The sequence below is a fragment of the Dapis hubbardiae BLCC-M172 genome, from assembly GCF_050016015.1.
In the GTDB taxonomy this organism is placed as follows: Bacteria; Cyanobacteriota; Cyanobacteriia; order Cyanobacteriales; family Microcoleaceae; genus Trichodesmium.
This window is the reverse complement of sequence record NZ_JBNHEQ010000271.1, coordinates 1-21,337: the sequence shown is the minus strand read 5'-3', so window position 1 is coordinate 21,337 and position 21,337 is coordinate 1. Positions and strand designations below refer to the sequence as shown.

Below are 21,337 nucleotides of genomic sequence, written 5' to 3'. Positions count from 1 at the left end.
GCTTTTAAGCCTTGAAAGCTAAAAAGTCTAGGATTTACGGCTAATTATTGCAGAAAAATCAGGGCATAATTATGACTACTACCTTCTCTAAATTTCTGATTCATCCTGACTCCTGATTCGGTGACTCCTCCTGCTTACTAAAAGACTTATTGAGCAAACCCTAGTTAAGCATTCAGCCGTCAGCTATTAGGTATCAGCGTATAAGTTTAAAGCTGTATTAATTGAGCTAGAAAAAAATATTACTATAATTGTCTTTAAAGTCTATATTTATCTAAATTACTTTCTTAAAAGAAGAGTTTTATTGTTCTCTTGCTGAAAGCTAATAGCTAAATACTTACCCTAATTTCAAATAAAAAAAACACTATAATGAGGATGTTTAATGTCTAAAGGTGTTATTTATATTGTAACTGGAGAAAAGTATATTAATGAGGCACTTATATCAGCAGCTAGTTTAAAAGATAAAATGCCTAATTTACCTATAACGCTTTTTTCAAGTGAAGAAGTTAATTCTGAACTTTTCAATGAAGTAATTTTAATCAAAAATCCTCAATCTGAATATGGAATCATAGGTAAAATCAATCAAGTCAGATATATTTCTCAAACGCCTTATAAAGAAACTTTATTTCTAGACACTGATACTTATATATGTCATAATTTTGTCGAGAGATTTACTATGCTGAAAAATTTTGATATAGCTGTAGCTCATGCACCAAATATAATAGCTTATCAAGTAGAAAATGTACCAAAAAGTTTCCCATAAATGAATACTGGTGTAATTCTTTTTAAACGTTCTGAAAGTGTGAAATATTTTTTCCAAGAGTGGTTAAATATCTACAATAGAGATATGATAAACAAGGAAATTACTCTAGGAAAACATCTCCACGATCAACCATCTTTTAGAGAAGCTTTATATCATAGCAATCTTAGAGTAGCAACTTTGATACCAGAGTACAATTGTAGATTTGTAATGGCAGGATATGTTGATAGAGAAGTTAAAATACTTCATGGTAGACATACAAATTTACCAGCAATAGCTAAAAGAATTAATTCATATAAAAAGCAGAGAATTTTTAAAATAGATGAATCAACTAAAAATTTGTATGTATGGTGGAGAACATAATTAGGAATTACACAACACTATTTCATTAATGGATAATTGATAATTACCTCTGGTTAAAACCTTACGGGAATTGAAGATGAGGAAATTCAAGAGCACTTTTTTCCCCCTATCCAAGGGGAGGCTTCAAGGCGCGAATTATTTAATTATTAATAATTAATAATTCGGTAATTTTGTAATTGTGAGCGACAGCAAAGCATTTTCAAATACCCAAAACTCCTGATATATAAAAAAATACTATGGCAGCAAAGGATACCTTCCATGATGCAGTAAAATCTGCTTTACAAAAGGAGGGTTGGAATATTACCCACGATCCTCTCTACATTAATTTTGCTGAAGTTGAAATTTATATTGACTTGGCAGCAGAAAGACTTTTAGCAGCAGAAAAAGATGGAAAAAGAATAGCGGTTGAAATTAAAACCTTTATCAAACCTTCGGCAATTTCTGAATTATCGCTTTGCTCTTCATGCAGAAGAGCCAGAGCGAATACTATACCTCGCTATTCCTCTTGCAGCTTACGAGACCTTTAAGCTCCTGAAAAAAATTGCGCATCGAAAGATTTTCCTTTACTTCCTGACAATTTTTGTGATACTATAAAATTTAGATGGTGTTATTCGCCTATACACATGACTTTTTATTCAATCAAACTTCCTGACCTCCAATAGGCAATGAAATATTCAGGAATTTTCCCAGGAGCAATACCAAAAATATTTTCATTTTCTGAAGCTTCCGTAAATATGGATTTTCCCTCATCAAATCTTTCCATTTATCCTTCCTTCAGTGGAAAACCACCAACATTTTCATTTTATGCAGCTTCTAAAAAATTCGGCGCGTCGAAAAATCTTCCGTTGCTTCCTCAGATCAAGATAAGCTTTCAGCACTCAGCTTTTTTTCTAAATTTTCAAAATTTAGAAAAAAAGCTGAAAAGGATGAAATATCAAAAGGGAATAGAACTCCGTTCCGCTTCGCGAACGCTCAATCCATTTCTTCTGTTTTTTCTGTTGATCAAATTTTTCCATTTATCCTTCCTCAGTGAAAAACCACCAACATTTTCATTTTATGAAGCTCCTACCTAAAAAAATCGCGCGCCAAAAGATTTTCTCTTGCTTCCTGACAATTTTTCTGATACTATAAAATTTAATTGTGTTTACTCGCCTATACACATGACTTTTTATTCAATCAAACTTGCTTACCTCCAACAGGCAATGAAATATTCAGGCATTTTCCCAGGAGCAATACCAGAAATATTTTCATTTTCTGAAGCTTCCATAAATAATTATTTTCCCTCATCAAATTTTTCCATTTATCCTTCCTTCAGTGGAAACCCACCAACATTTTTCATTTTATGAAGCTCCTGCCTAAAAAAATCGCGCGTCAAAAGATTTTCTCTTGCTTCCTGACAATTTTTCTGATACTATAAAATTTAATTGTGGTTACTCGCCTATGCTTATGACTTTTTATTCAACTAAAAAGAGTAATAATTTCTCATCTTAGAGTCAATATTGTAGAAACTAAAATCAATTTAAAAAATACAGTTAGTGCTTCTGTATTTCAAGTCTTCTACTTGAACACGAGGTACTGAATAAGTCATAAGAGAAATAGAGATTTGTTAAGCTAAGATAACAAAAGTTAACACTATGTCCAATAATCTTTAACCCACAATATTAACTATGACAATTAAAGTAGGAGACAAAGCACCCGAATTTACCTTATCATCCCAAGATGGAACTAAAGTTTCTCTCTCTGACTTCCTGGGTAAGAAAAATGTTGTTGTTTACTTTTATCCTAAGGACGACACACCTGGATGTACCAAGGAAGCTTGTGCATTTAGAGACAAATATCAGGTATTTACAGATGCTGATGCTGAAGTGATTGGTATTAGTGGAGACTCGAAAAAATCTCACAAACAATTTGCGGCTAAATATAATTTACCCTTTACTCTCTTATCTGATAAGAGCAACAAAGTTAGAGAATTATATGATGTACCTGCTACACTCTGGATACTTCCAGGTAGAGTTACTTATGTCATAGATAAAGAAGGAATTATTCGTCATATCTTTGACTCTATGCTTGACTTTGATGCTCACGTTAAAGAAGCTTTAAAAACATTGAAAGCCATATCTGTTTAACTAGGCATAAGCTTTTCTGATTTTTGAGCGCTTACCGCTTATTTCAACTTTTGTTCAAGAAAACTAAAAAAATAAATGGCGTTGCTGAAATGTAATGGTCAGTAGCTGAAGGTAAAATCGGAAAACTTATGTTTTTCCTTGATACTTAATCTAAAAATCATTACCACTCAGCAACGCCAAATAAATTATCCCATATCTTATAGATAAGCATCTTGCCCACAAAGTATTTTGGGATAATTTTTAAATTGGAAGTCACTTAGCTTTAGTAAAGACATGATAATATTAAGTCAAGACTAAAGCTAAATATAATTATAGGAATAAATCATTCAGGAATTTGTCAAAAACTTCAAGTATGACTAATTTAAACCTAAGTAGATTTAACACCTACCACCTCACTAACACTATTACTTACTTTGCCATTATTACCATTACCATTAGGTCGTGGTTGAATTAAACCATAACCACCATGATGATAACGTTTGTAAATAACATTAATTTCACCAGTAGCTAAATTGCAAAACATATAGAAATCATGGTCAATAAGTTGTAGTTGCTCCAGGGCTTCTTCTACAGTCATCGGAGTCATAGCAAAATATTTAGTCCGTACTACCTCATTTGGTAGCTCCGGTTGGCGATCGCCAATTAAATTCTCTACAACTGGTTGTGATTGAATTGCCTCAGCAGTCTTTTCTTTACTTACCTTAGATTGACGCTTTTCTTTATACTTCCTCAGTTGACGCGCAATTTTATCTGCTACTAAGTCAATACTAGCATACAAGTTCTCGCTACTTTCCTGGGCACGAATGACTGTACCATTTGCGTAGATAGTTACTTCTGCTGTTTGCTTAGGATTTATGCGTGGATTTTTAGCTACTGACAGATGTACATCTACTTCTGTGGTGAGTTGTTGAAAATGATTAACTGCTTTTTCAATTTTTTGATTGACATACTCATGAATAGAATCGGTTATTTCTATATTTTTACCCTGGATAACAAGCTTCATAAGCTCCCTCCGAATTGTGTTTGGGCTTACTATTACTTTATAGAATAGCACTTTGTATTCTCCCCAACATCTTCTCTTTAAAATCCTTTGCATCCCTTGACATTTCTTGACTTTTTTTGCCTTAATTTCACTAAAATTAGTCTTGATTTTTTGGATAATTAGCAGTATGTGGTTATATCATGTCTCTTTTTGCACTTGAGAGAAGAAGATTTTTATTACGGCTAGTTAATGAGACTTGATATTAGCAATATGAATCGTTATATTTTAGTTTTTATATTTTCTTTATTTGTTATCAACAAAGATAGTAGTTATATTTGAGAAGCCAGGAATCTATTTCAGTTGCTTTCTCAAAAGAAAAATCAAGAAATAGTCTAGTTATCTAGTGCAGGATGGCTGAAATAACTGACCAGTTACAAAATCCTAAAAGCCTTACTAAGCAATACTTTTGACTTTTAAATGCATGACTTTTAACTTCCGCGTAGCGACACTAGGGTTGGCTGAAAAAGTCTTTTTTCAGGAGTAGGAGAGCAGGGGAGTAATTTGTTTGCTCAACTATGCGCCCAAAATGCTAATTTTTGACGATAAAGAGCTGAAAACTAGGTACTTTTTCAAGACCTAAAAAGACTAATACCTTTATCTGTATATACCAATTCCCATGCATTAACGCAAGACCTTGGATAACACTTCAGTTATTAAGTAATTACCTTAGTTTAATTACTTTTTTGTTAGTTTGAGCACTATGAGTGCATTAATTATTCTTTTTTGTACGGACGCCCTTATGCAACGTCCCTACCTCCCCCGCTCCCCTACTTCAATCAAATGTAGAAAAGTTTTTGAGAAATAGTATTAATGCTTTGAGATTTAATCAGCAAGCCCTATCTATACGCAAAAGCCAAAAGCAGAGAAGTGTAATAATTACGCTCCTTACTACTCCCTTACTTCCCTATTCCCTATTCCCTATTCCCTACTGCCTAATCTAATAAATGACTTCTCAAACTTGCCAGTTAATTTGTCCAGGACTAACAACGTACTCATTGGCCTTAAAATGGCAACGATCTCTTGTCCAACAACGTCGTAATTGTCCAGAATTACCCGATGTCCTCATACTATTAGAACATCCACCAGTTTATACATTGGGACAAGGAGCCAAATTAGATTTTCTCAAATTCGATCCTAGTGAAAATGAATACGAAGTCCACCGAGTAGAGCGAGGGGGGGAAGTGACATACCATTGTCCAGGTCAACTGGTAGGTTATCCAATCCTCAACTTAAAGCATTATCAGCAAGACTTACATTGGTATCTAAGACAACTCGAAGAAGTATTGCTAAAAGTCTTAGATGTCTATGGTCTTAAGGGTAAACGATATCCAGGTTTAACAGGTGTTTGGTTGGAGGGTCGAAAAGTAGGAGCAATTGGAATTAAAGTTAGCCGTTGGATAACTATGCACGGCTTCTCTCTCAATATTTGTCCAGATTTGACTGGTTTCTACAGAATTGTACCTTGTGGTATTTCTGATAAACCTGTAGGTAGTCTGGCTGAATTTTTACCTAGCATTACTATAGATGAAGTGCTACCCCAATTAGTTAATGCTTTTGCTCAAGTATTTGGAGTTAAGTTCAATTATTTACCACTTCAAAAGTAAGCATTCAGTATATCAGCTATTAGCTATCAACCATAGCAATCCTATTTTATTCCTGTCAAAAATATTACTTTTTTTGAGGAAACAGCTCCAGAAGACAACAGGTGGAAGTTTCAGTTTTTTTATTTACTTTTGGATTTGTTACGACCTATTTAGGATTGCTATATTGATAAGAGGAGAAGGTAAAAGCAATTGAGAAATTGAGAAAGAATTAAAAGTTATTGCTCAAGTAAAGTTATTTAAGCTTAGAAAGAATTATTCATAATTTGCTGTTAACGCAGTTACGACCCAGGAGGCTAGTGCAGGATAGCGGAAATAACTAACCAGTTACAAAATCCTAAAAGCTTTCTTAACCAATACTTTTGACTTTTAAATGCATGACTTTTAACTTCCGCGTAGTGGCACTAGCTGACTGTTAAAAGCTGAATACTTATCTTTTAAAATTAAAAAGGTATAGGATCGGAATCGTCGGGTGGTGACTCTTCCTCTTGAAAATTTGGAGTTGATTCTTGATTAACAACGGAACTACGACGAGACTCTAAATTTACAACATTATTATAGTTTTTTTCTTGAGGTTCCTGTTGAGTCATAGTTCTATTATTGGGTCTTTTTGTGTATGTTTGATTCCCATCTTCAGTCATAGCTTCAGGGCTAATAGGATAAATTCTGGAGGCTGTTAATTCAGCTCGTTTTTCTTTAAATCCTTCTGGTCTGTCAATAGTATTCATATTCAACCGACCTTCAACAATTATATAATCGCCTTCATGATATTTTTCGTTAATTTCTTGAGCTAAATTTTGCCACGCTACTACTTTTAGTACCGCAGGTTTATTATCAACTCCTATATTAGGAAATTCTACCATCATTTCTGCTACTGGTAATTGAGCATCTGCTGTGTAGCGAAGTTCTGGATCTTTAATAATTTGTACCATTAATATACAGCTATTCATTTTGATTTTTGACTAAGACTAATTTGCTTTGAACAAAGAAATAAGGAAGATAAAGTTTGATCTAATGAATATTCATTTGGATTGATTCCCAGATAGAGGATATCTCAAATTAAATAATTTGTAATTCATCCTAAAATAGATAAAAATCCTCAAATTTATACTGTTTTTTTCTGTTCCCTTTTCCCTAATTATGAGGAGATTTTATAGATAACCTAAATATAGTTATAGCTATCCTAAATAATTCGTGATAAATTGATTACTTCATAATTTTCTGTTTCCTAAAAATTGATAATATCTCACAACTAAAATATCAGATTGCTATTTAATATCATAAATCACTATAACTATTCAGTTATTAGCCGTCAGCTTTTAGCTGTTTCATAAATAATGAATATACAGTCTCTAGATAAAGGTAAAATTTTTTCCAATACTTTAAGAATTCTCCTTAAATATATCAACACTAATTCCTGCCTTAAAGAGAATTAATAGCTAATTGCTGAATGCTTACAAATCATCTAACTGATTTCCTGTCATAAATATGTTGACAAAATCATGGATTATATTGCGATAATCTCTTAAGGTTTTATCAACCCAATCTCTATCACTACTATCTGCATAAATATGCACTAATGGTTCTCCAGCATCAGGTAAAATTAATACCCAATTATCATCTTGATGATTAATAATCTTTACCCCATCAGTTAATTCTAATTTTTCTGGTGGATTAGTTTCTACAAAATACCGCATTAATGCTCCCTTTACTTTCCAAGGACAACGTACTGTATAAAAACGATGAGTAACAGCAGGAATATCCGCAGTTATTTGTCCTAGCGATCGCTCTTGAATAGTCAGCATTTCTATTACTTTAGCGATGCAAAACATAGCATCAAAGCCAGGATGTAATTTCGGGAAAATAAATCCCATATCACCACTTCCTCCTATTACCACATTATGATTAATTTGGCAAGCTTCCATTAATGCTGTAGGATTAGCTTTTGTCCGAATCACATGGCTATCATGGCGACGAGCAATTTGTTCTACTGCTGCAGAAGAATTGATTGGCACTACCACTGTACTCCGTGGATGAGCTGTTAACATTAGATTTACCATTAGTGCAGTTAACATTTCACCACGAATAGCAGAACCTGCTTCATCTACTAATATTAGTTGTTCTCCATTTGCTGTTACTTGAACTCCAACATTAGCTTGCAAAGCTTCTACCACTCGACCTAATTGATCTAGTAAACTTTCTCTTTCTTCTATCTCTAAGGAAGTCTCCTTTAAACTAGCATTTAGAACTACCGCATCACAACCAAACTTAGTTAATAATTGTGGTAATACTGCTCCCGAAACACCATAACAATAGTCAATTACCACCTTAGATTTACTATAACGAATTGCCTCAGAATTGAGAAGATTTTCAAACCCTTTACTATAAGCATCTAATACTTCATGGCGATAAACCATATTCCCAATTTCTGATATTTGTACTCGGCGTAAATCTTCTTTAAAATATGCTCCTTCTATCTTTTTTTCCTTCGCTTTAGAAATATTAATTCCTTGAGAATCAAAAATTTCAATTAATATTTGGTCAGAACGACTAGGAGAAAGACGCACATGAACCCCACCCGCTAAATTCATAGTAGGTAAAATTGTTCTGGCAATAGGAATAGCAGCAGATTCTAAATTTATTACATTAATTCCTACTGACATTAAACCAGCAATTAAAGACCGAGAAACCATCCGAGATATATTACGTTGGTCGCGAGAAACTGATACTGTAGAACCTGATTTTAAGATAGAACCATAAGCAGCTCCTAACTTAACCGCAAATTCTGGAGTAATATCAATATTTGCTAATCCCTGTACCCCACGTTGTCCAAACAAATTTCTCTTGGCAGTTGTACCCCAAATCAAGTTAATATTCAGAGTTGCCCCAGATTCAACTTTTTTACTAGGCCATACTCTGACACTAGGACTAATCTGAGCTTCTTCTCCCACACTAGACAAAGAACCAACTACAGCACCTTCCAATACTTGAGCACGACGATCTATCCTAGTCCCTCGACAAATTACACAAGCTCGTAAATTTGTATCCTCTCCCACCAGTGCGCCATTCCAAACAATAGGGCGCTTCACATCAGCATCGGGAGCAATTGTTACATTATCTCCAATAACACTACCTGCTTCAATCTGAACTCTTGGACCAATTCTACAGTTATCTCCAATTAAAACTGGTGTCTCAATTTTAGCTGTCGGGTCAATAAAAGTATTTTCTCCTATCCAGAGATTAGGCGATCGCTCTTGATAAGCTAAATCAAGTTTTACTTTGTGTTGAAGTGCATCATATTGGGCTTCTCTATAAGCATCTAAATGTCCAACATCGCACCAATAACCCTCAGCAACATAGCCATACATTGGCTCATTTTTATCTAACAATACAGGAAATAATTCTTTAGAGAAATCACATTCTTGATTACTTGGTAAATAATCTAAAACTTCTGGTTCTAAAATATAAGTTCCTGTATTGACAGTATCAGAAAATATTTCACTTGTAGAAGGTTTTTCAAGAAACCTTTTGATTCTTTGTTCTTTATCTGTAATTACTACTCCAAATTCAATTGGGTTGTTAACTCGTGTTAATACTAACGTAGCTTTTGACCTATGTTTTTTATGAAATTCTATAGCTGCACTTAAATCAAAATCTGTAATTGTATCTCCACTAATTACTAAGAAGGTTTCATCTAAAAGTTGTGCTATATTTTTCACACAACCAGCAGTTCCTAGAGGTTGTTCTTCTTCGACAGCATAAGTCATCTGAACACCAAATTTACTGCCATCTTGAAAATATTCACGCATAACATCAGGCAGATAATGTAAAGTCGCAATAATCTCCCTAATTTGATGTCTTTTTAACAGATTAATAATATGTTCAGCTATAGGACGATTTAAAATTGGGACCATTGGTTTAGGAATATCGCAGGTCAGTGGTCTGAGTCGCGTTCCTGAACCTCCAGCCATTAACACCGCACGCATAATTTACTCCTTTGTTAAATTTTTTCTATACCTATATAAATTCATTCAGACTAATTTCAGTTATTAGTTATTAATTATTAGTACCTCCAGTTTTAGCTGAAAGCCAGAGAATCCAAAATTTTCTTTTTTTATCTGTACACGGACAGCTCACTGCCAAGCCAAGGGAAGACTTGAGACATTATTTCTAAAGCAAAATTATTTGCTTTTTATCCAATAGTTTTCCCAACAATATTTTTGCAATTTACTTTGGCGGAAATTTTACCAAAATTTATCAAAATTCGCCCTTAATGGTTAATGGTAGAATTTTAAAAATCTCAGCAGCTACATAAAATTAATTATACCAAATTGATAAATATAGCAATCCTCCGCATATTCGTGGCAAAAATATTACTGCTTTTCAGGGAACAGCTCCAGAAGCAAACAGGCAACAAGTAGGAGTTTCCACTTTTTTATGTACTTTTTAATTACCCGCAACCTATGGGCGGATTGATATATTTAGCGAATAATTAATAATTAATAGTTAATAGTTAATAGTTAATAATTAATAGTCAATAATTAATTATTCATTCAACAATTAAGGTTTAAAGCCACCCCCGATATGGGATAAATCAAAAAAAATTCCTTGAGCGCCAATCCTATCTGTTTCCAGAAGGGGTAATTATTAATTATTAATTGTTCCGCAGTGTTTTTTGCTTAATACATTTTATTTCTAGTAGGTCAGAGGGAGTAGGTTTATTAGGAATTAATATATCTTCGTTTAATGCCTATAGTGGTTAAAAACATTGCTCTTACTTATTTACTTAACAACTGAAGTATTCAGTAAATAGATAATTCTTTTTTCAGGGATGTTAGTCAACATCTATTATTAAGCATCATGTCAAAATAAGTTGTACAAAATTTATCTGAAATAGATTGTGAAATATAGGTTCCATCAAAAAAACTGTTCAGGTTATTTGTACCGAATAATTAAGGTTTAAAGCCTCTCACTCGCCCTGGAGAAACAATGAATTTATTTTCCTTTTATTCAATCATCTCCCTTTTAAGGAGAGGTAATTATCAATTATCCATTATCAATTATCCATTATCCATTATCCATTATCCATTATCCATTATCCATTATCCATTATCAATTATCCATTATCCATTATCCATTATCCATTATTGAAACTACTCCTTTTTCTTTCTATCAGTTATTGATTGAAAGACGACTCGACTCGAACTGAATGCACTACTCCTTTTTAGGGGTTGCACATTAAAGAATGATAATAGATTTTAAACTGTATATATATCCAGGAAAGAATTATCCAAAAATATCTACTTTCAGATTTCATCATTCCTGATTGTGCAACGCCCCTTTTTATCTCTCCTAATTTGGTTAGAAAAGAGTGTGAGGTCTTGTTTGAATATTATCTAATTGTAATTTAGTAATCATAAGTGTCTTATTTATAATAGAGTTATAATAATCCTATAAATATTCAAACTGAAGCCCAATTTAAGATTAATTCAATAATTTGATTGAGCTGTGTCCAAAATAAGTAACCTTATAAGAGTTTTTGTGCCATGGGTACCTTAATTAGCTTATTATTGCTGGTTGTATACGGGGGTGGAATCTGGAAGTTCTGGAATGGATTTGAACGGACAAATTTTTCTAGAAGCTTTCAGAATCGTTTATTATTATCTATATTGTGGCCTGTTTTATTAATTGGTAACAAATCTTATCGTAAGAACTTTACAAAAGCTCTTAAAGGTTATAGACGATAGAGGAAAAATGTCTGAAAAAAAGTCTCCCTTATCCTCAAATCAGGAAAAATCTTCCTGGTTTGCTGAACAAAATTTAGATAATTGGCATACTCAAATCATGGCAGTACAAGCTCGCTTTGATCAAGAGTACCGTGGAGAATCTTTTGAATTACCCTCGGAAGTCGAAGCAATGCCAATATTTCACGATTATGCCTCTGGTAATCTCACAACAAAAATAGTTTCTCCTTTTTGGGAAATAGCTAAACCTAAGAAAAATCAAAAGTGTTTGGATATTGGTTGTGGGGTGAGTTTTTTGATTTATCCTTGGCGAGATTGGGAGGCTTTTTTTTATGGTCAAGAAATTAGCACTATTGCCAGGGATAATCTGAATCAAAGAGGTTCTCTACTCAATTATAAATTATTTAAAGGAGTAGAACTAGGGCCAGCTCATCAGTTGAAATATGAAGCAAATCAGTTTGACTTGGCGATCGCTACAGGTTTTAGTTGTTATTATCCTCTAGAGTATTGGGAAGAGGTAGTTAAGGAAGTAAAACGGGTTCTCAAATTAGAATGTCAATTTGTTTTTGATGTGGTTAACCCAGAACAACCAATGGCGGAAAATTGGGCAATCTTAGAAACTTATTTAGGCGCAGAAGTATTTTTGGAACCCTTAGAAAATTGGGAAAAAATGATTAAAGCTAGGGGGGGAAAAATAGTCAAGCGACAACCAGGAGAATTATTTCAGATGTATAAGGTTAAATTTTGATTGTGGTATATCAAAGTTTTATCTGCTAAATTATCAATTCTCAAAATTGCTAATTTAGCTCAAGTGAAATCTCGAATTTTTCCACAGACTTAAGGTCTAAAAAACTGGTTTTTAGAAAATCTAAAATTGTAATTAGTTAAGATGATAATCTTCCTGATTTTTTTCAACGATTAACAATTATCTCTTCTGAAAAATCACTAGGATTGACTAAATTGACTGAAAAGAAAATTTTGCTTGATTTCTCCTTAAACAGAGAAGTTTTCAACCTTAGTTATTATATTAAAGCAAATTTTGCTTGATTTCTCCTTAAAAAGAGAAGTTTTCAACCTTAGTTATTATATTTAGGAATAAATGCCTTATTTTTTCGTGGGAAAGTGTTTAGAGATTATTTCATGGCAATAATGCTATATTTTTGCTTTCACAAACTCCTTCATTTTTAAGTAAAAATTAGACTTGTCGCTTTATAACTTAAAAAATCCCCAAAAACCTTGTTCTGTAACGATTATAGCTATTAGCAACTAAAAACGCTGTTCAATAATTGATAATTGATAATTACCTCTCCCTAAAAGGAAGAGGATTGAATAAAAGGAAAATAAATTCATTGTTTCTCCACAGCGAGTGAGAGGCTTTAAACCTTAATTATTCAGTAATTATTTTCCTGTATTGGTTTGAGCGATTTTTTGCCTCTATTTAGCGAAAACTCTATTATTCCACTCTTTCCCTATTTCCTAGATATCAGTATTATAGGAAATAATTCAGCATCAAGAATCATGGCAAAAATATCAAATAATCTTGACAATACTGATAAAAATTTTCTGGCTACTCCAGCAGTTATAGAAATGTTATCCCGGGAAAAAAAACGACTTACTAATACTCGCATAATATTTCTCTTGGGTACTTTGATTATTCTAATTTTGTCTTACCGACAAAGTGAAATAAACTTTCTAGCTTTATTCCAAAGTAGCGGTAATATGATTGAGTATATTCAATCTTATTTTCCACCAGATTTTTCCGATTGGAAAATTTATTTAGAAGATACAATAATTACTATTTCTATGGGTCTTTGGGGAACTGTTTTGGCAGCGATCGCTGCTGTTCCTTTTTCTCTTTTGGCATCAGAAAATATTAGTCCAGTTTGGATAGTACAACCTATTCGTCGGATTTTAGATGCCATGCGGGCAATTAATGAAATGGTGTTTGCTTTAATATTTGTAGTGGCTGTTGGGTTGGGTCCCTTTGCTGGAGTGTTAGCTTTATTTGTACATACGGCGGGTACTTTAGGAAAACTTTTTTCTGAGGCAGTTGAATCAATTGAACCTGGTCCGGTTGAAGGAATTCGTGCTACTGGTGCAGGTAAGATTCAAGAGATTATATTTGGCGTAATTCCTCAAGTAATACCTTTATGGACTTCTTTTGTTTTATATCGCTTTGAGTCAAATGTTCGTTCCGCTTCTGTTTTAGGAATAGTTGGTGCGGGTGGAATTGGTGTTTCTCTTTATCAAAGTTTTGGTTCTTTTTTGTATCAAAAAGTCTGTGCAATTTTAATAATCTTAATTTTGGCAACTTCTATCATTGATTTATTATCGGCAAAGTTGAGAAATTGGTTAGTTTGAAAATGACTGAAGAAACGGATTTGATCTAACTTTAGTATTACTCCGTTCGTAAGCATTCAGCGGTCAGCTATTAGCTATCGCAATCCTAAATAGGTCGTGACAAATTAAAAAGTAGATAAAAAAACTGAAACTCCCTCCTGTTGCCTGTTGCCTAAAAGTGGTAAGATTTTTATACACAAATAAAATAGGATTGCTATGTCAACTTTATTAGTTTTAAGGGAGGAAAAAGTAATTGAAAGATTTCAAAGAATTAAAAGTATTGGTAAAAGTCCATTAGTCAACCTTAATAGTCTATCGAATCATATAGTTCATTTTCATTGCTGAGAAATGAAAAATTTACAGAGTATGTAGGAGGAGGGGTTTTCCCTTAAATTTTCTACTCTTATACCCTTAAAATCCTTAGTATTTTTACCTTAAAGCAGCCAAAAGCTTTTAGATTCAATCATTAATCCTGACCTAATTATCCGGGCATGATACAACGCTCTATTTTCACTGGTTCTACTATTTCCTTTTTCCTTTGATTTTTGATTTTTTCTTTTTATTTTTGGCTCGTTGCTGAACTACTTCTGGTGGCGGACCATAATCTCCATCACTGAAGTATACTCGCTCTACTATATTTTCCGGTTCTACTTCAATCCACAGACGGGCACCTCCAGCTTGACTATTATTAGGTTGATGAGGTTGATAGACTATTTGGCAAGGTCCTTTTATTTTCAGAGCGTGGCAATAATCTTTTTTATCTCCTACCTTCACAGCAACTGCTGGATAAGAAGTTCCATTATCTCGGTTGTAATCTATAGTCTTTCGTAGAACATGAACAAAAGTATTAGCTGTACGCCTATTTTTATTCCAACTACCTTCAGGACCACGGCGACCTGGTATAATTTCCGGCATTCCTCGTTTGTTCAATGGAATCATCCAACGTCTTCCATCTTTATAAGCGTCTCGAACACGACCTTCATTCAGTAGCATTCGTAGTCTACCTGTAGAAATATTGAGTAGAAATGCTGCTTGTGTTGTAGTAGCTTTTTCTATAGTCATAACTATAACGTTTGGGTTTTTAGATTTTAGAATATTAACTCTGGTAGTATCGGTATTATAAAATATAGGTAAGGAGATAAGGAAGAGAAAAGAATAAACTGGATGTAGAATTATTTGATTGAGGAAATTTATCAACAAAATGTTTTTCTAATTCTGCAAGTAGTCTAGAATTATCGGCGTTGCTGAATCAAGGTATGAAAATAAAACTGAATAATCTCAAGTCTTTGTTGTTCAATAGTGAGCGCTATTACAGTAGCGGTACAGAGCATTATCGCCAACAAATACAAATCATACCCACGCATCAGCAACACCTTTTTTTCTATCTAGATTTTCCGCAGAACTAGATAAGTAGGTTGGCATAAATAAACGTTAAAACGAAAAATCAGAAAATGAAGCCAGAAAGCACTTTTGAAAAGGTTTTCACCATTTTGAATCTTCGTCGCTATTTTACGGATAATTAAACCCACCTACTTAATAAAGAACAATTAAACATAACTATTCCAGAAATAAATATACTAACTCAACTGCACAACTGCTTGCTCATTTAACAAAGTTTCATTTGTCAATAAATCTTCCACTGTTATTCTCAAAAACCTAGACTCATCTACCCGAAACAAAACCTTAATTCGATCGCTTCCTGGATTACCTGGAGGATTTAATTGAGCAATATTACGACCTCCATCTCTATCATTTAAAGGTTGTACTGAAGTTTGTTCTCCAGATATTTTTCTAGTGATTAGGCGATCGCCGTCAAAGTAAACTTCTGTACCTCCAGATTCAGCACCTAATTCTCCTAAAATTAATTCTATACTTGGCTGACTATTGACTGAAGCACCTAAAACTAATTCAACAGAATTAGTCATTGGATATGGTTGACCAGATTTAATTAATGGATGCCAACTATGAGCATTTTTCTTTCTATCCCAATACCGAATACCATAACTGTGATACAAAAAGTCTTTAATTTCTATTCCTTGAGTTAATTGTAAAGCTCCCTGAGAAATTGCTTCAAAAGGTTTTTCGCAACGAATTTTTTTCTCATCAAAATATTCTTTTACCCAGTTCTGAACTGCCGGAATTTGTACAGTTCCTCCTACTAATAAAACAGCATCAATTTCTGATAATTCTATTCCCTGTCTTTTTGCCTGTTGTAAAACCTGATTCATAGAATTATCAAGACTGGTAAAAAATCCATTTTCCCTCAAAATTTCCTCAAAGTCATTTCGCCCTAATTCCAACTCATAACTTTCCAAACTTTCATCATCAAAAAAAACTTCCGTTGCCTGCTGCTGCAAAGACAATTGAATCTTTAACTTTTCTGCCAGACGAGTAGTTAAAGGAGTCTTTTCAATACCTTGATTTTTAACAAAATAATCCACCAACCAATTATCAATATCTGAACCCCCTAAATTCTGCCCTGCCTTTGCCAAAACTCTCGCCGTTTTAGGCTTTTGATTTGAACTTTTACCAAAAGATTTTTCACCCCATTTCAGAATAAAACCCAAAGGTTGTTTTTGCATCGAATTATCCAATCTTACCAAAGATAAATCTAAAGTTCCCCCACCAAAATCAACCACCAATAAAATTTTTGCATCTGCCATTCCATAACCTAAAGCTGCCGCAGTAGGTTCATCAATCATTTGTACCTGTTCAACTTCTAGAGACTGACAAACTTCTCCCAACCAATTACGATAAGCTTCAAAACTATCAACTGGAACAGTAAAAATTAAAGATTCTACTGGCAAAGGAACATTCCGAATACCCGCTATAACTTCTTCTAAAAATAATTTCCCTACCTGTTCAAAAGAAACAATTTGACCGTCAAGTTCGGGTAAAAATCCTTGAATATTTGCACCAATACCCCGTTTAAAATTACGAAAAAATCGAGAATCTGTATTAACATCGAAACCTTTATCTCTAACTTGTTGCCCTATTACAACTTTTTTTTCAGCAGCATTTTCCACATAGACTAAACTAGGAATTAAAGGTGGATTTTGCCCAGAAATAATTGATAAGTTTGGTAACTTAATAGTTTCTGGCTGTTGAGTTGTTTGATTCCAACGGGAGATTACGGTATTACTTGTTCCGAAGTCTATAGCTATGGTCATTTAGTTATTTAAGTTAAATATTCTATATTTTCATTTTCAGAATTATAGTAGATTTGCTTGACAAAGAAAAACTTGACATGATATTATAAGCATAATGGAAAAAGTGCGCTCATATATACTCAAATTAGATTTTACTAAAAACACCATACTTCCCTACTAAATAAAATAGCATTCCAGAAAGTCTGATAAGTCATAACTGATGCCTCGTTGAAAATCACGAAAAAATCAAGAATCTGTATTCACATCGAAACCTTTATCTCTAACTTGTTGACTTATAACTACTTTTTTTTCAGCACCATTTTCCACATAGACTAACCTAGGAATTAAAGGTGGATTTTGCCTAGAAAGAATTGATAATCTGTAACTTAATAGTTTCTGGTTATTGAGTAGTTTGATTCCCACGAGAAATAAAAGTATTACTTGTTCGGAAGTCTATACATATAGTTAGTAATTTAGTTATTTAATAGGAATTACACACTAGACAATATATATAGCGTTCAAAACTAAATCGCTATAGTTTTTGAACTCCATATATATATAGTACCTTTGCCTAAGTCCTGTTTAAGTTAAATATTCATTCTATATTTTCAGAATTATAGTAGATTTGCTTGACAAAGAAAAACTTGACATGATATTGTAAGCATAATGGAAAAAGTGCGCTCATATATACTCAAATTAGATTTTGCCAAAAAACCATATTTCCCTACTAAATGGTATTCCAGAAAATCTGATAGCTGATAAATATTAACTGATGCCTCGTTGAAAATCACGAAAAAATCAAGAATCTGTATTAACATCTGACACAACTAATAAGTGTGCATTAGGGAATTAGTCTGCGTAGGGGCGGGTTTCACAGTTAAGAAATTCGAGTTTTCACCGATTGTCAAACAAACCCGCCCCCAATGAAACAGCCCTGCCGTCGGACAGAGCGGGTTTATTTTAATAATTAATAATGAGCTCTTGTTAAAACCGAGAGATAGTACGGGAGTACGGAAATCTTTCATTATTAATTATCCATTATTCATTATTCATTAATTTTAAACCCGCCCCTACTATTGCAGGATTTTAGCTGTGTATCTCCAGTAGATTACTTGACAAACAGAATCGTTCAAACAGAGCGATCGCCACAATTCAAGCATTAAAAATCATTCTATGAAGCACCCAAAAGCATTCGCCAATAAAAATCAAAATCCCATTCCAATTCTCAGTATACTAAGCGATCGCTCCATTCAATACCAATCAAACCAGTAGAAAATCATTTTGTGAAGCTCCTGAAAAAGTCTGCGCCAAAAAGAAATTCCCCTTGCTTCTGGGAAAAAACAATGATATACTAAACTTTAGTGGGAGTTACTCGCCTATAGACATGATTTTTTATTCAATCAAAGAATTTACAAGGTAGATAGTGAAATAGAATAATTACTTCCTGCTTCAAACAGAGCGATCGCCACAATTCAAACATTAAAAAATCATTCTATGAAGCACCCAAAAGCATTCGCCAATGAAAATTAAAATCCAATTCTCAGTATAATAAGTCATCGCTCCAGTCAATATCAATCAAACCAGTAGAAAATCATTTTGTGAAGCTCCTGAAAAAGTCTGCGCCAAAAAGAAATTCCCCTTGCTTCTGGGGAAAAACAATGATATACTAAACTTTAGTGGGAGTTACTTGCCTATACACATGATTATTTATTCAACTAAAAAAGTAATTATTTTAAAAATACAGATTTTTAAATACCCTCCACCACCAAAGGTTGACCCCTTAAGGAAATCTGCTAGTAACCCTACCAATTATCTGTTGCGAACTCACAAAACCAAAAGAACGACTATCACTACTTTCTTCCCTATTTTCACCCATCAAAAAACAGTCACCTTTTTCATCAACAAAGGCAACCCACTTAATTATTCTCAAATCTTGACAATGAGGATGTTCAGCCACAACCATATCGCCAATTTCTGGTAAACAGTGGCGGTAGGCTCTCGCATCCACAAGAACTTCCTCCCCAGGCTTAAGAAGAGGAAACATAGAAAACCCCGTAACACAAAACCGTTGACGCAATCTTAATAACCAAAGTAATAACTCTTTATTACCACTTGTTTGTATCAACTTTTTGCCTACCACCTCAAACGAAAAAAATTAGTGTAAGTATTCAGCTATCAGCAGCAAAACTCTGCCCTTAAAAGTACAGCAGATTTCGGATAAAACCATAGCTGATAGCTGACGGCTGTTTGCGCAGCATTCCGTAGGAAAAGCTTGCTTACAAATTAGCTAGCTTTAACCCAAGCTACATCACGTTCCTTAGTAGCCCAGAACATATTGTGAATTTTCTCCACAGCCTCTAATAACTCAGTAGCGTGTTCCAAGCTAACTTCTACCTTACAAGCAGAGCATAACTTAGCAGCCTTCCAGAAAGTATCGTGGAGGTCTGGATACTTTTCCAAATGTACAGGCTTAAAATAATCAGTCCAAAGAACAAGCAAATCTTCCTTAGTCTTCTGAGCTTGCTCTTCCTTAATTGCAATGTAACGAGAAAGCGTATTAGCAGTCTTATGATCTCCAGCTTTTGGATCGAGGTCTAGGATTTTCTTAGTCATAGACAATACAGCTTCAGCATAAATCCTAGCAGAAGCAGGGTCATAAACACCACAAGGGCCATCACAGTGAGCGCTAACCTCTGGTGCTGGGAACCACTTTCTAATTTGAGTAGCAATTTTGTTGAGCATAATTTTCTAAGATATTCCTATCTATATGGAAAGACTTACGACAATATTACTATGAAACGGTCGTTATAATGGAAATATTTTCCAGTAATCCGTATCTAAACCGTATGAATAAAACTGTAGGAAATCCGTACAGCCAATATTCTCATCTCAGGGAATACTAGAAAAACGGGAGTCTCTGGGAATTTATTTCTGACAATCTTAATATTACCATTAATGAGAACCTCACAACACGATTTATTTCGTATATACCTTTTAAACCCAATTGTGCTATTTCTTAATCTTGAAAATCAGTCTATAGCAATCCTAAATAGGTTGCGGGTAATTATTAAAAAGTTGAAACTCCTACCTGTTGCCTATTGCCTGTTGCTTGTTGCCTAAAAAGCAGTAAGATTTTTGCCACGAATAAAATAGGATTACTATAGTTGGCATTAATCTACTGGCAAAACTATCAGGTATAGTAAAAGTTAAAGGCTAGGGGGATAAAAAAAATGGAAAACCAGAAACAACCTATATTAACTAATGATGAAGTTAAGCAAATTTTTATTAAGGGCGTTAACATTTTTTTGGCAGGGTCAGCAATTACATTAGTATTTGGATTTATTATTTGGTTTGTGCATGGAACGATTATGGTTTCTGACTTATCAGAGAAAATTGTTGCCAAAGGTTGGGGTGCTTTAATTGCAGCAATGGCTGTATTTTTATCTTTTATTGTACCTTCAATTGTTACTCTTTTCGGATTTGGGGTAATGGCATTATTAGTGTGGTGGTTATCTCGCGTTTTTTCCCAATATGAAGAATTTCAACCTACTGCTTTAATTGTCTATCAATTAGTGGCACCTGTGGGAATGATAGCTGCTTTAATTTTAGCTTCTCCAGTGTTAATTTCCTATGCAGTTATTCGTTTATTTAATGGTAGTGGACAAACATTAATTTCGGAAGTTAAAGAAGCATCAAGTATCCTATTGCCACTTGAATCTGATAATAAATTTATGAGTGGAACTCAAGCAGTTGAAACTCAATATTTAACAAGAGAAAAATTGATGAGTCAAACTAAAATTGAAACTCAATATTTAGAAGGAAAAAATCAATGAAGTCAGAATTCAGAAGTTTTTTTTGTCAAGGGAATTTGAGCAAGTCTCCAAAAACGTTTCGCCTTAAAAGGCGGGGAATTCTTTTGACAATAGATAGTTGAGAGCTTTTTTGAATAGTTTCATTACTGCTAATTTCGATATTTTTTACCCAATCAATAATTAATAATTATTAATTAAATATCTTGGTTAAAAGCCTCCCTTTTCAAGGAAAAAAAAAGTCCTAGGATATTTCCTTATATTCCTTTACGGTTTTAACCAGAGCTAATTATCAATTATCAATTATCCATTATCAATTATCAATTATCCATTATCAATTATCAATTATCCATTATCAATTATCAATTATCCATTATCAATTATCAATTATCCATTATCAATTATC

18 protein-coding genes and 1 pseudogene are annotated in these 21,337 nt (G+C 33.6%); 9 read left to right on the top strand and 10 right to left on the bottom strand.

Translation table 11 applies throughout. From position 1 onward, the window contains the following. Positions 1–379 precede the first annotated feature (379 nt). The 3 genes and pseudogenes from ACP6PK_RS25280 to ACP6PK_RS25270 all read left to right on the top strand — a co-directional run bounded on the left by ACP6PK_RS25280 (position 380) and on the right by ACP6PK_RS25270 (position 1,714). The gene (locus tag ACP6PK_RS25280; RefSeq protein ID WP_426563706.1) at positions 380–760 is read left to right on the top strand and encodes a hypothetical protein; all 381 of its coding nucleotides are present in this window, start codon (positions 380–382) and stop codon (positions 758–760) included. A gap of 84 nt (positions 761–844) precedes the next feature. After that, complete coding sequence (locus ACP6PK_RS25275) at positions 845–1,120, top strand: hypothetical protein (RefSeq protein ID WP_426563705.1); 276 nt, start codon at positions 845–847, stop codon at positions 1,118–1,120. Positions 1,121–1,356: 236 nt separating this feature from the next. Further along, positions 1,357–1,714, top strand: a pseudogene (locus ACP6PK_RS25270) (element excision factor XisH family protein). 37 nt (positions 1,715–1,751) lie between these two features. Here the strand turns inward: ACP6PK_RS25270 and ACP6PK_RS25265 are convergent. After that, entirely contained in the window at positions 1,752–1,883 is a 132-nt protein-coding gene (locus ACP6PK_RS25265; protein ID WP_256386697.1) for a hypothetical protein, read from the bottom strand. A 904-nt stretch (positions 1,884–2,787) separates the two neighbouring features. On the opposite strand from ACP6PK_RS25265, the gene ACP6PK_RS25260 reads away from it, so the two are divergent. Further along, positions 2,788–3,246, top strand: coding sequence for a peroxiredoxin (locus ACP6PK_RS25260; protein WP_094678151.1), 459 nt, complete (start codon positions 2,788–2,790; stop codon positions 3,244–3,246). 367 nt (positions 3,247–3,613) lie between these two features. Here the strand turns inward: ACP6PK_RS25260 and hpf are convergent, their stop codons facing one another. Continuing rightward, entirely contained in the window at positions 3,614–4,249 is a 636-nt protein-coding gene (gene hpf / locus ACP6PK_RS25255) for a ribosome hibernation-promoting factor, HPF/YfiA family (protein WP_094678153.1), read from the bottom strand. Between the two features lie 983 nt (positions 4,250–5,232). Here hpf and lipB point away from each other — a divergent pair. Continuing rightward, positions 5,233–5,892, top strand: a complete 660-nt coding sequence (gene lipB, locus ACP6PK_RS25250; protein ID WP_094678155.1) for a lipoyl(octanoyl) transferase LipB — start codon at positions 5,233–5,235, stop codon at positions 5,890–5,892. Positions 5,893–6,332: 440 nt separating this feature from the next. On the opposite strand, the gene ACP6PK_RS25245 is transcribed toward lipB, so the two are convergent. Next, entirely contained in the window at positions 6,333–6,839 is a 507-nt protein-coding gene (locus tag ACP6PK_RS25245) for a single-stranded DNA-binding protein (protein ID WP_426563702.1), read from the bottom strand. A 504-nt stretch (positions 6,840–7,343) separates the two neighbouring features. Continuing rightward, positions 7,344–9,875, bottom strand: coding sequence for a sugar phosphate nucleotidyltransferase (locus ACP6PK_RS25240; protein ID WP_426563700.1), 2,532 nt, complete (start codon positions 9,873–9,875; stop codon positions 7,344–7,346). Between the two features lie 1,560 nt (positions 9,876–11,435). Between ACP6PK_RS25240 and ACP6PK_RS25235 the strand changes: the two genes are divergently transcribed. Further along, positions 11,436–11,636, top strand: a complete 201-nt coding sequence (locus ACP6PK_RS25235; RefSeq protein WP_094670726.1) for a hypothetical protein — start codon at positions 11,436–11,438, stop codon at positions 11,634–11,636. Between the two features lie 7 nt (positions 11,637–11,643). After that, positions 11,644–12,381 (top strand): class I SAM-dependent methyltransferase, encoded by a 738-nt coding sequence (locus ACP6PK_RS25230; protein ID WP_426563698.1) that lies wholly within the window; start codon positions 11,644–11,646, stop codon positions 12,379–12,381. Positions 12,382–12,899: 518 nt separating this feature from the next. Here ACP6PK_RS25230 and ACP6PK_RS25225 read toward each other — a convergent pair. Next, the gene (locus tag ACP6PK_RS25225; protein ID WP_426563719.1) at positions 12,900–12,983 is read right to left on the bottom strand and encodes a DUF4896 domain-containing protein; all 84 of its coding nucleotides are present in this window, start codon (positions 12,981–12,983) and stop codon (positions 12,900–12,902) included. Between the two features lie 168 nt (positions 12,984–13,151). Between ACP6PK_RS25225 and phnE the strand changes: the two genes are divergently transcribed. Then, entirely contained in the window at positions 13,152–13,994 is an 843-nt protein-coding gene (phnE, locus tag ACP6PK_RS25220; protein WP_426563696.1) for a phosphonate ABC transporter, permease protein PhnE, read from the top strand. Positions 13,995–14,495: 501 nt separating this feature from the next. Here phnE and ACP6PK_RS25215 read toward each other — a convergent pair. The 5 genes from ACP6PK_RS25215 to sodN all read right to left on the bottom strand — a co-directional run bounded on the left by ACP6PK_RS25215 (position 14,496) and on the right by sodN (position 19,864). Continuing rightward, entirely contained in the window at positions 14,496–15,035 is a 540-nt protein-coding gene (locus ACP6PK_RS25215; RefSeq protein WP_426563694.1) for a MerR family transcriptional regulator, read from the bottom strand. Positions 15,036–15,550: 515 nt separating this feature from the next. Continuing rightward, the gene (locus ACP6PK_RS25210) at positions 15,551–17,143 is read right to left on the bottom strand and encodes an Hsp70 family protein (RefSeq protein ID WP_426563692.1); all 1,593 of its coding nucleotides are present in this window, start codon (positions 17,141–17,143) and stop codon (positions 15,551–15,553) included. Positions 17,144–17,368: 225 nt separating this feature from the next. Then, a complete protein-coding gene (locus ACP6PK_RS25205) occupies positions 17,369–17,545 on the bottom strand; it encodes a hypothetical protein (RefSeq protein ID WP_210407238.1) in 177 nt (58 codons plus the stop codon). Between the two features lie 1,357 nt (positions 17,546–18,902). Next, entirely contained in the window at positions 18,903–19,247 is a 345-nt protein-coding gene (gene sodX, locus ACP6PK_RS25200; RefSeq protein ID WP_426563690.1) for a nickel-type superoxide dismutase maturation protease, read from the bottom strand. Between the two features lie 158 nt (positions 19,248–19,405). Then, positions 19,406–19,864 carry a superoxide dismutase, Ni gene (gene sodN, locus ACP6PK_RS25195; protein ID WP_426563688.1) on the bottom strand — a complete coding sequence of 153 codons (459 nt, stop codon included), beginning with the start codon at positions 19,862–19,864 and terminating at the stop codon, positions 19,406–19,408. A gap of 488 nt (positions 19,865–20,352) precedes the next feature. Here sodN and ACP6PK_RS25190 point away from each other — a divergent pair, with 488 nt between their 5' ends. Further along, positions 20,353–20,955 (top strand): hypothetical protein, encoded by a 603-nt coding sequence (locus tag ACP6PK_RS25190; protein WP_426563686.1) that lies wholly within the window; start codon positions 20,353–20,355, stop codon positions 20,953–20,955. The last annotated feature ends 382 nt before the right edge of the window (positions 20,956–21,337 follow it).

Coding starts and splice junctions, on each gene's coding strand:
- ACP6PK_RS25280 (WP_426563706.1), top strand. CDS start 380: ATGTCTAAAGGTGTTATTTATATTGTAACTGGAGAAAAGTATATTAAT.
- ACP6PK_RS25275 (WP_426563705.1), top strand. CDS start 845: ATGATAAACAAGGAAATTACTCTAGGAAAACATCTCCACGATCAACCA.
- ACP6PK_RS25265 (WP_256386697.1), bottom strand. CDS start 1,883: ATGGAAAGATTTGATGAGGGAAAATCCATATTTACGGAAGCTTCAGAA.
- ACP6PK_RS25260 (WP_094678151.1), top strand. CDS start 2,788: ATGACAATTAAAGTAGGAGACAAAGCACCCGAATTTACCTTATCATCC.
- hpf (WP_094678153.1), bottom strand. CDS start 4,249: ATGAAGCTTGTTATCCAGGGTAAAAATATAGAAATAACCGATTCTATT.
- lipB (WP_094678155.1), top strand. CDS start 5,233: ATGACTTCTCAAACTTGCCAGTTAATTTGTCCAGGACTAACAACGTAC.
- ACP6PK_RS25245 (WP_426563702.1), bottom strand. CDS start 6,839: ATGAATAGCTGTATATTAATGGTACAAATTATTAAAGATCCAGAACTT.
- ACP6PK_RS25240 (WP_426563700.1), bottom strand. CDS start 9,875: ATGCGTGCGGTGTTAATGGCTGGAGGTTCAGGAACGCGACTCAGACCA.
- ACP6PK_RS25235 (WP_094670726.1), top strand. CDS start 11,436: ATGGGTACCTTAATTAGCTTATTATTGCTGGTTGTATACGGGGGTGGA.
- ACP6PK_RS25230 (WP_426563698.1), top strand. CDS start 11,644: ATGTCTGAAAAAAAGTCTCCCTTATCCTCAAATCAGGAAAAATCTTCC.
- ACP6PK_RS25225 (WP_426563719.1), bottom strand. CDS start 12,983: ATGAATTTATTTTCCTTTTATTCAATCCTCTTCCTTTTAGGGAGAGGT.
- phnE (WP_426563696.1), top strand. CDS start 13,152: ATGGCAAAAATATCAAATAATCTTGACAATACTGATAAAAATTTTCTG.
- ACP6PK_RS25215 (WP_426563694.1), bottom strand. CDS start 15,035: ATGACTATAGAAAAAGCTACTACAACACAAGCAGCATTTCTACTCAAT.
- ACP6PK_RS25210 (WP_426563692.1), bottom strand. CDS start 17,143: ATGACCATAGCTATAGACTTCGGAACAAGTAATACCGTAATCTCCCGT.
- sodN (WP_426563688.1), bottom strand. CDS start 19,864: ATGCTCAACAAAATTGCTACTCAAATTAGAAAGTGGTTCCCAGCACCA.
- ACP6PK_RS25190 (WP_426563686.1), top strand. CDS start 20,353: ATGGAAAACCAGAAACAACCTATATTAACTAATGATGAAGTTAAGCAA.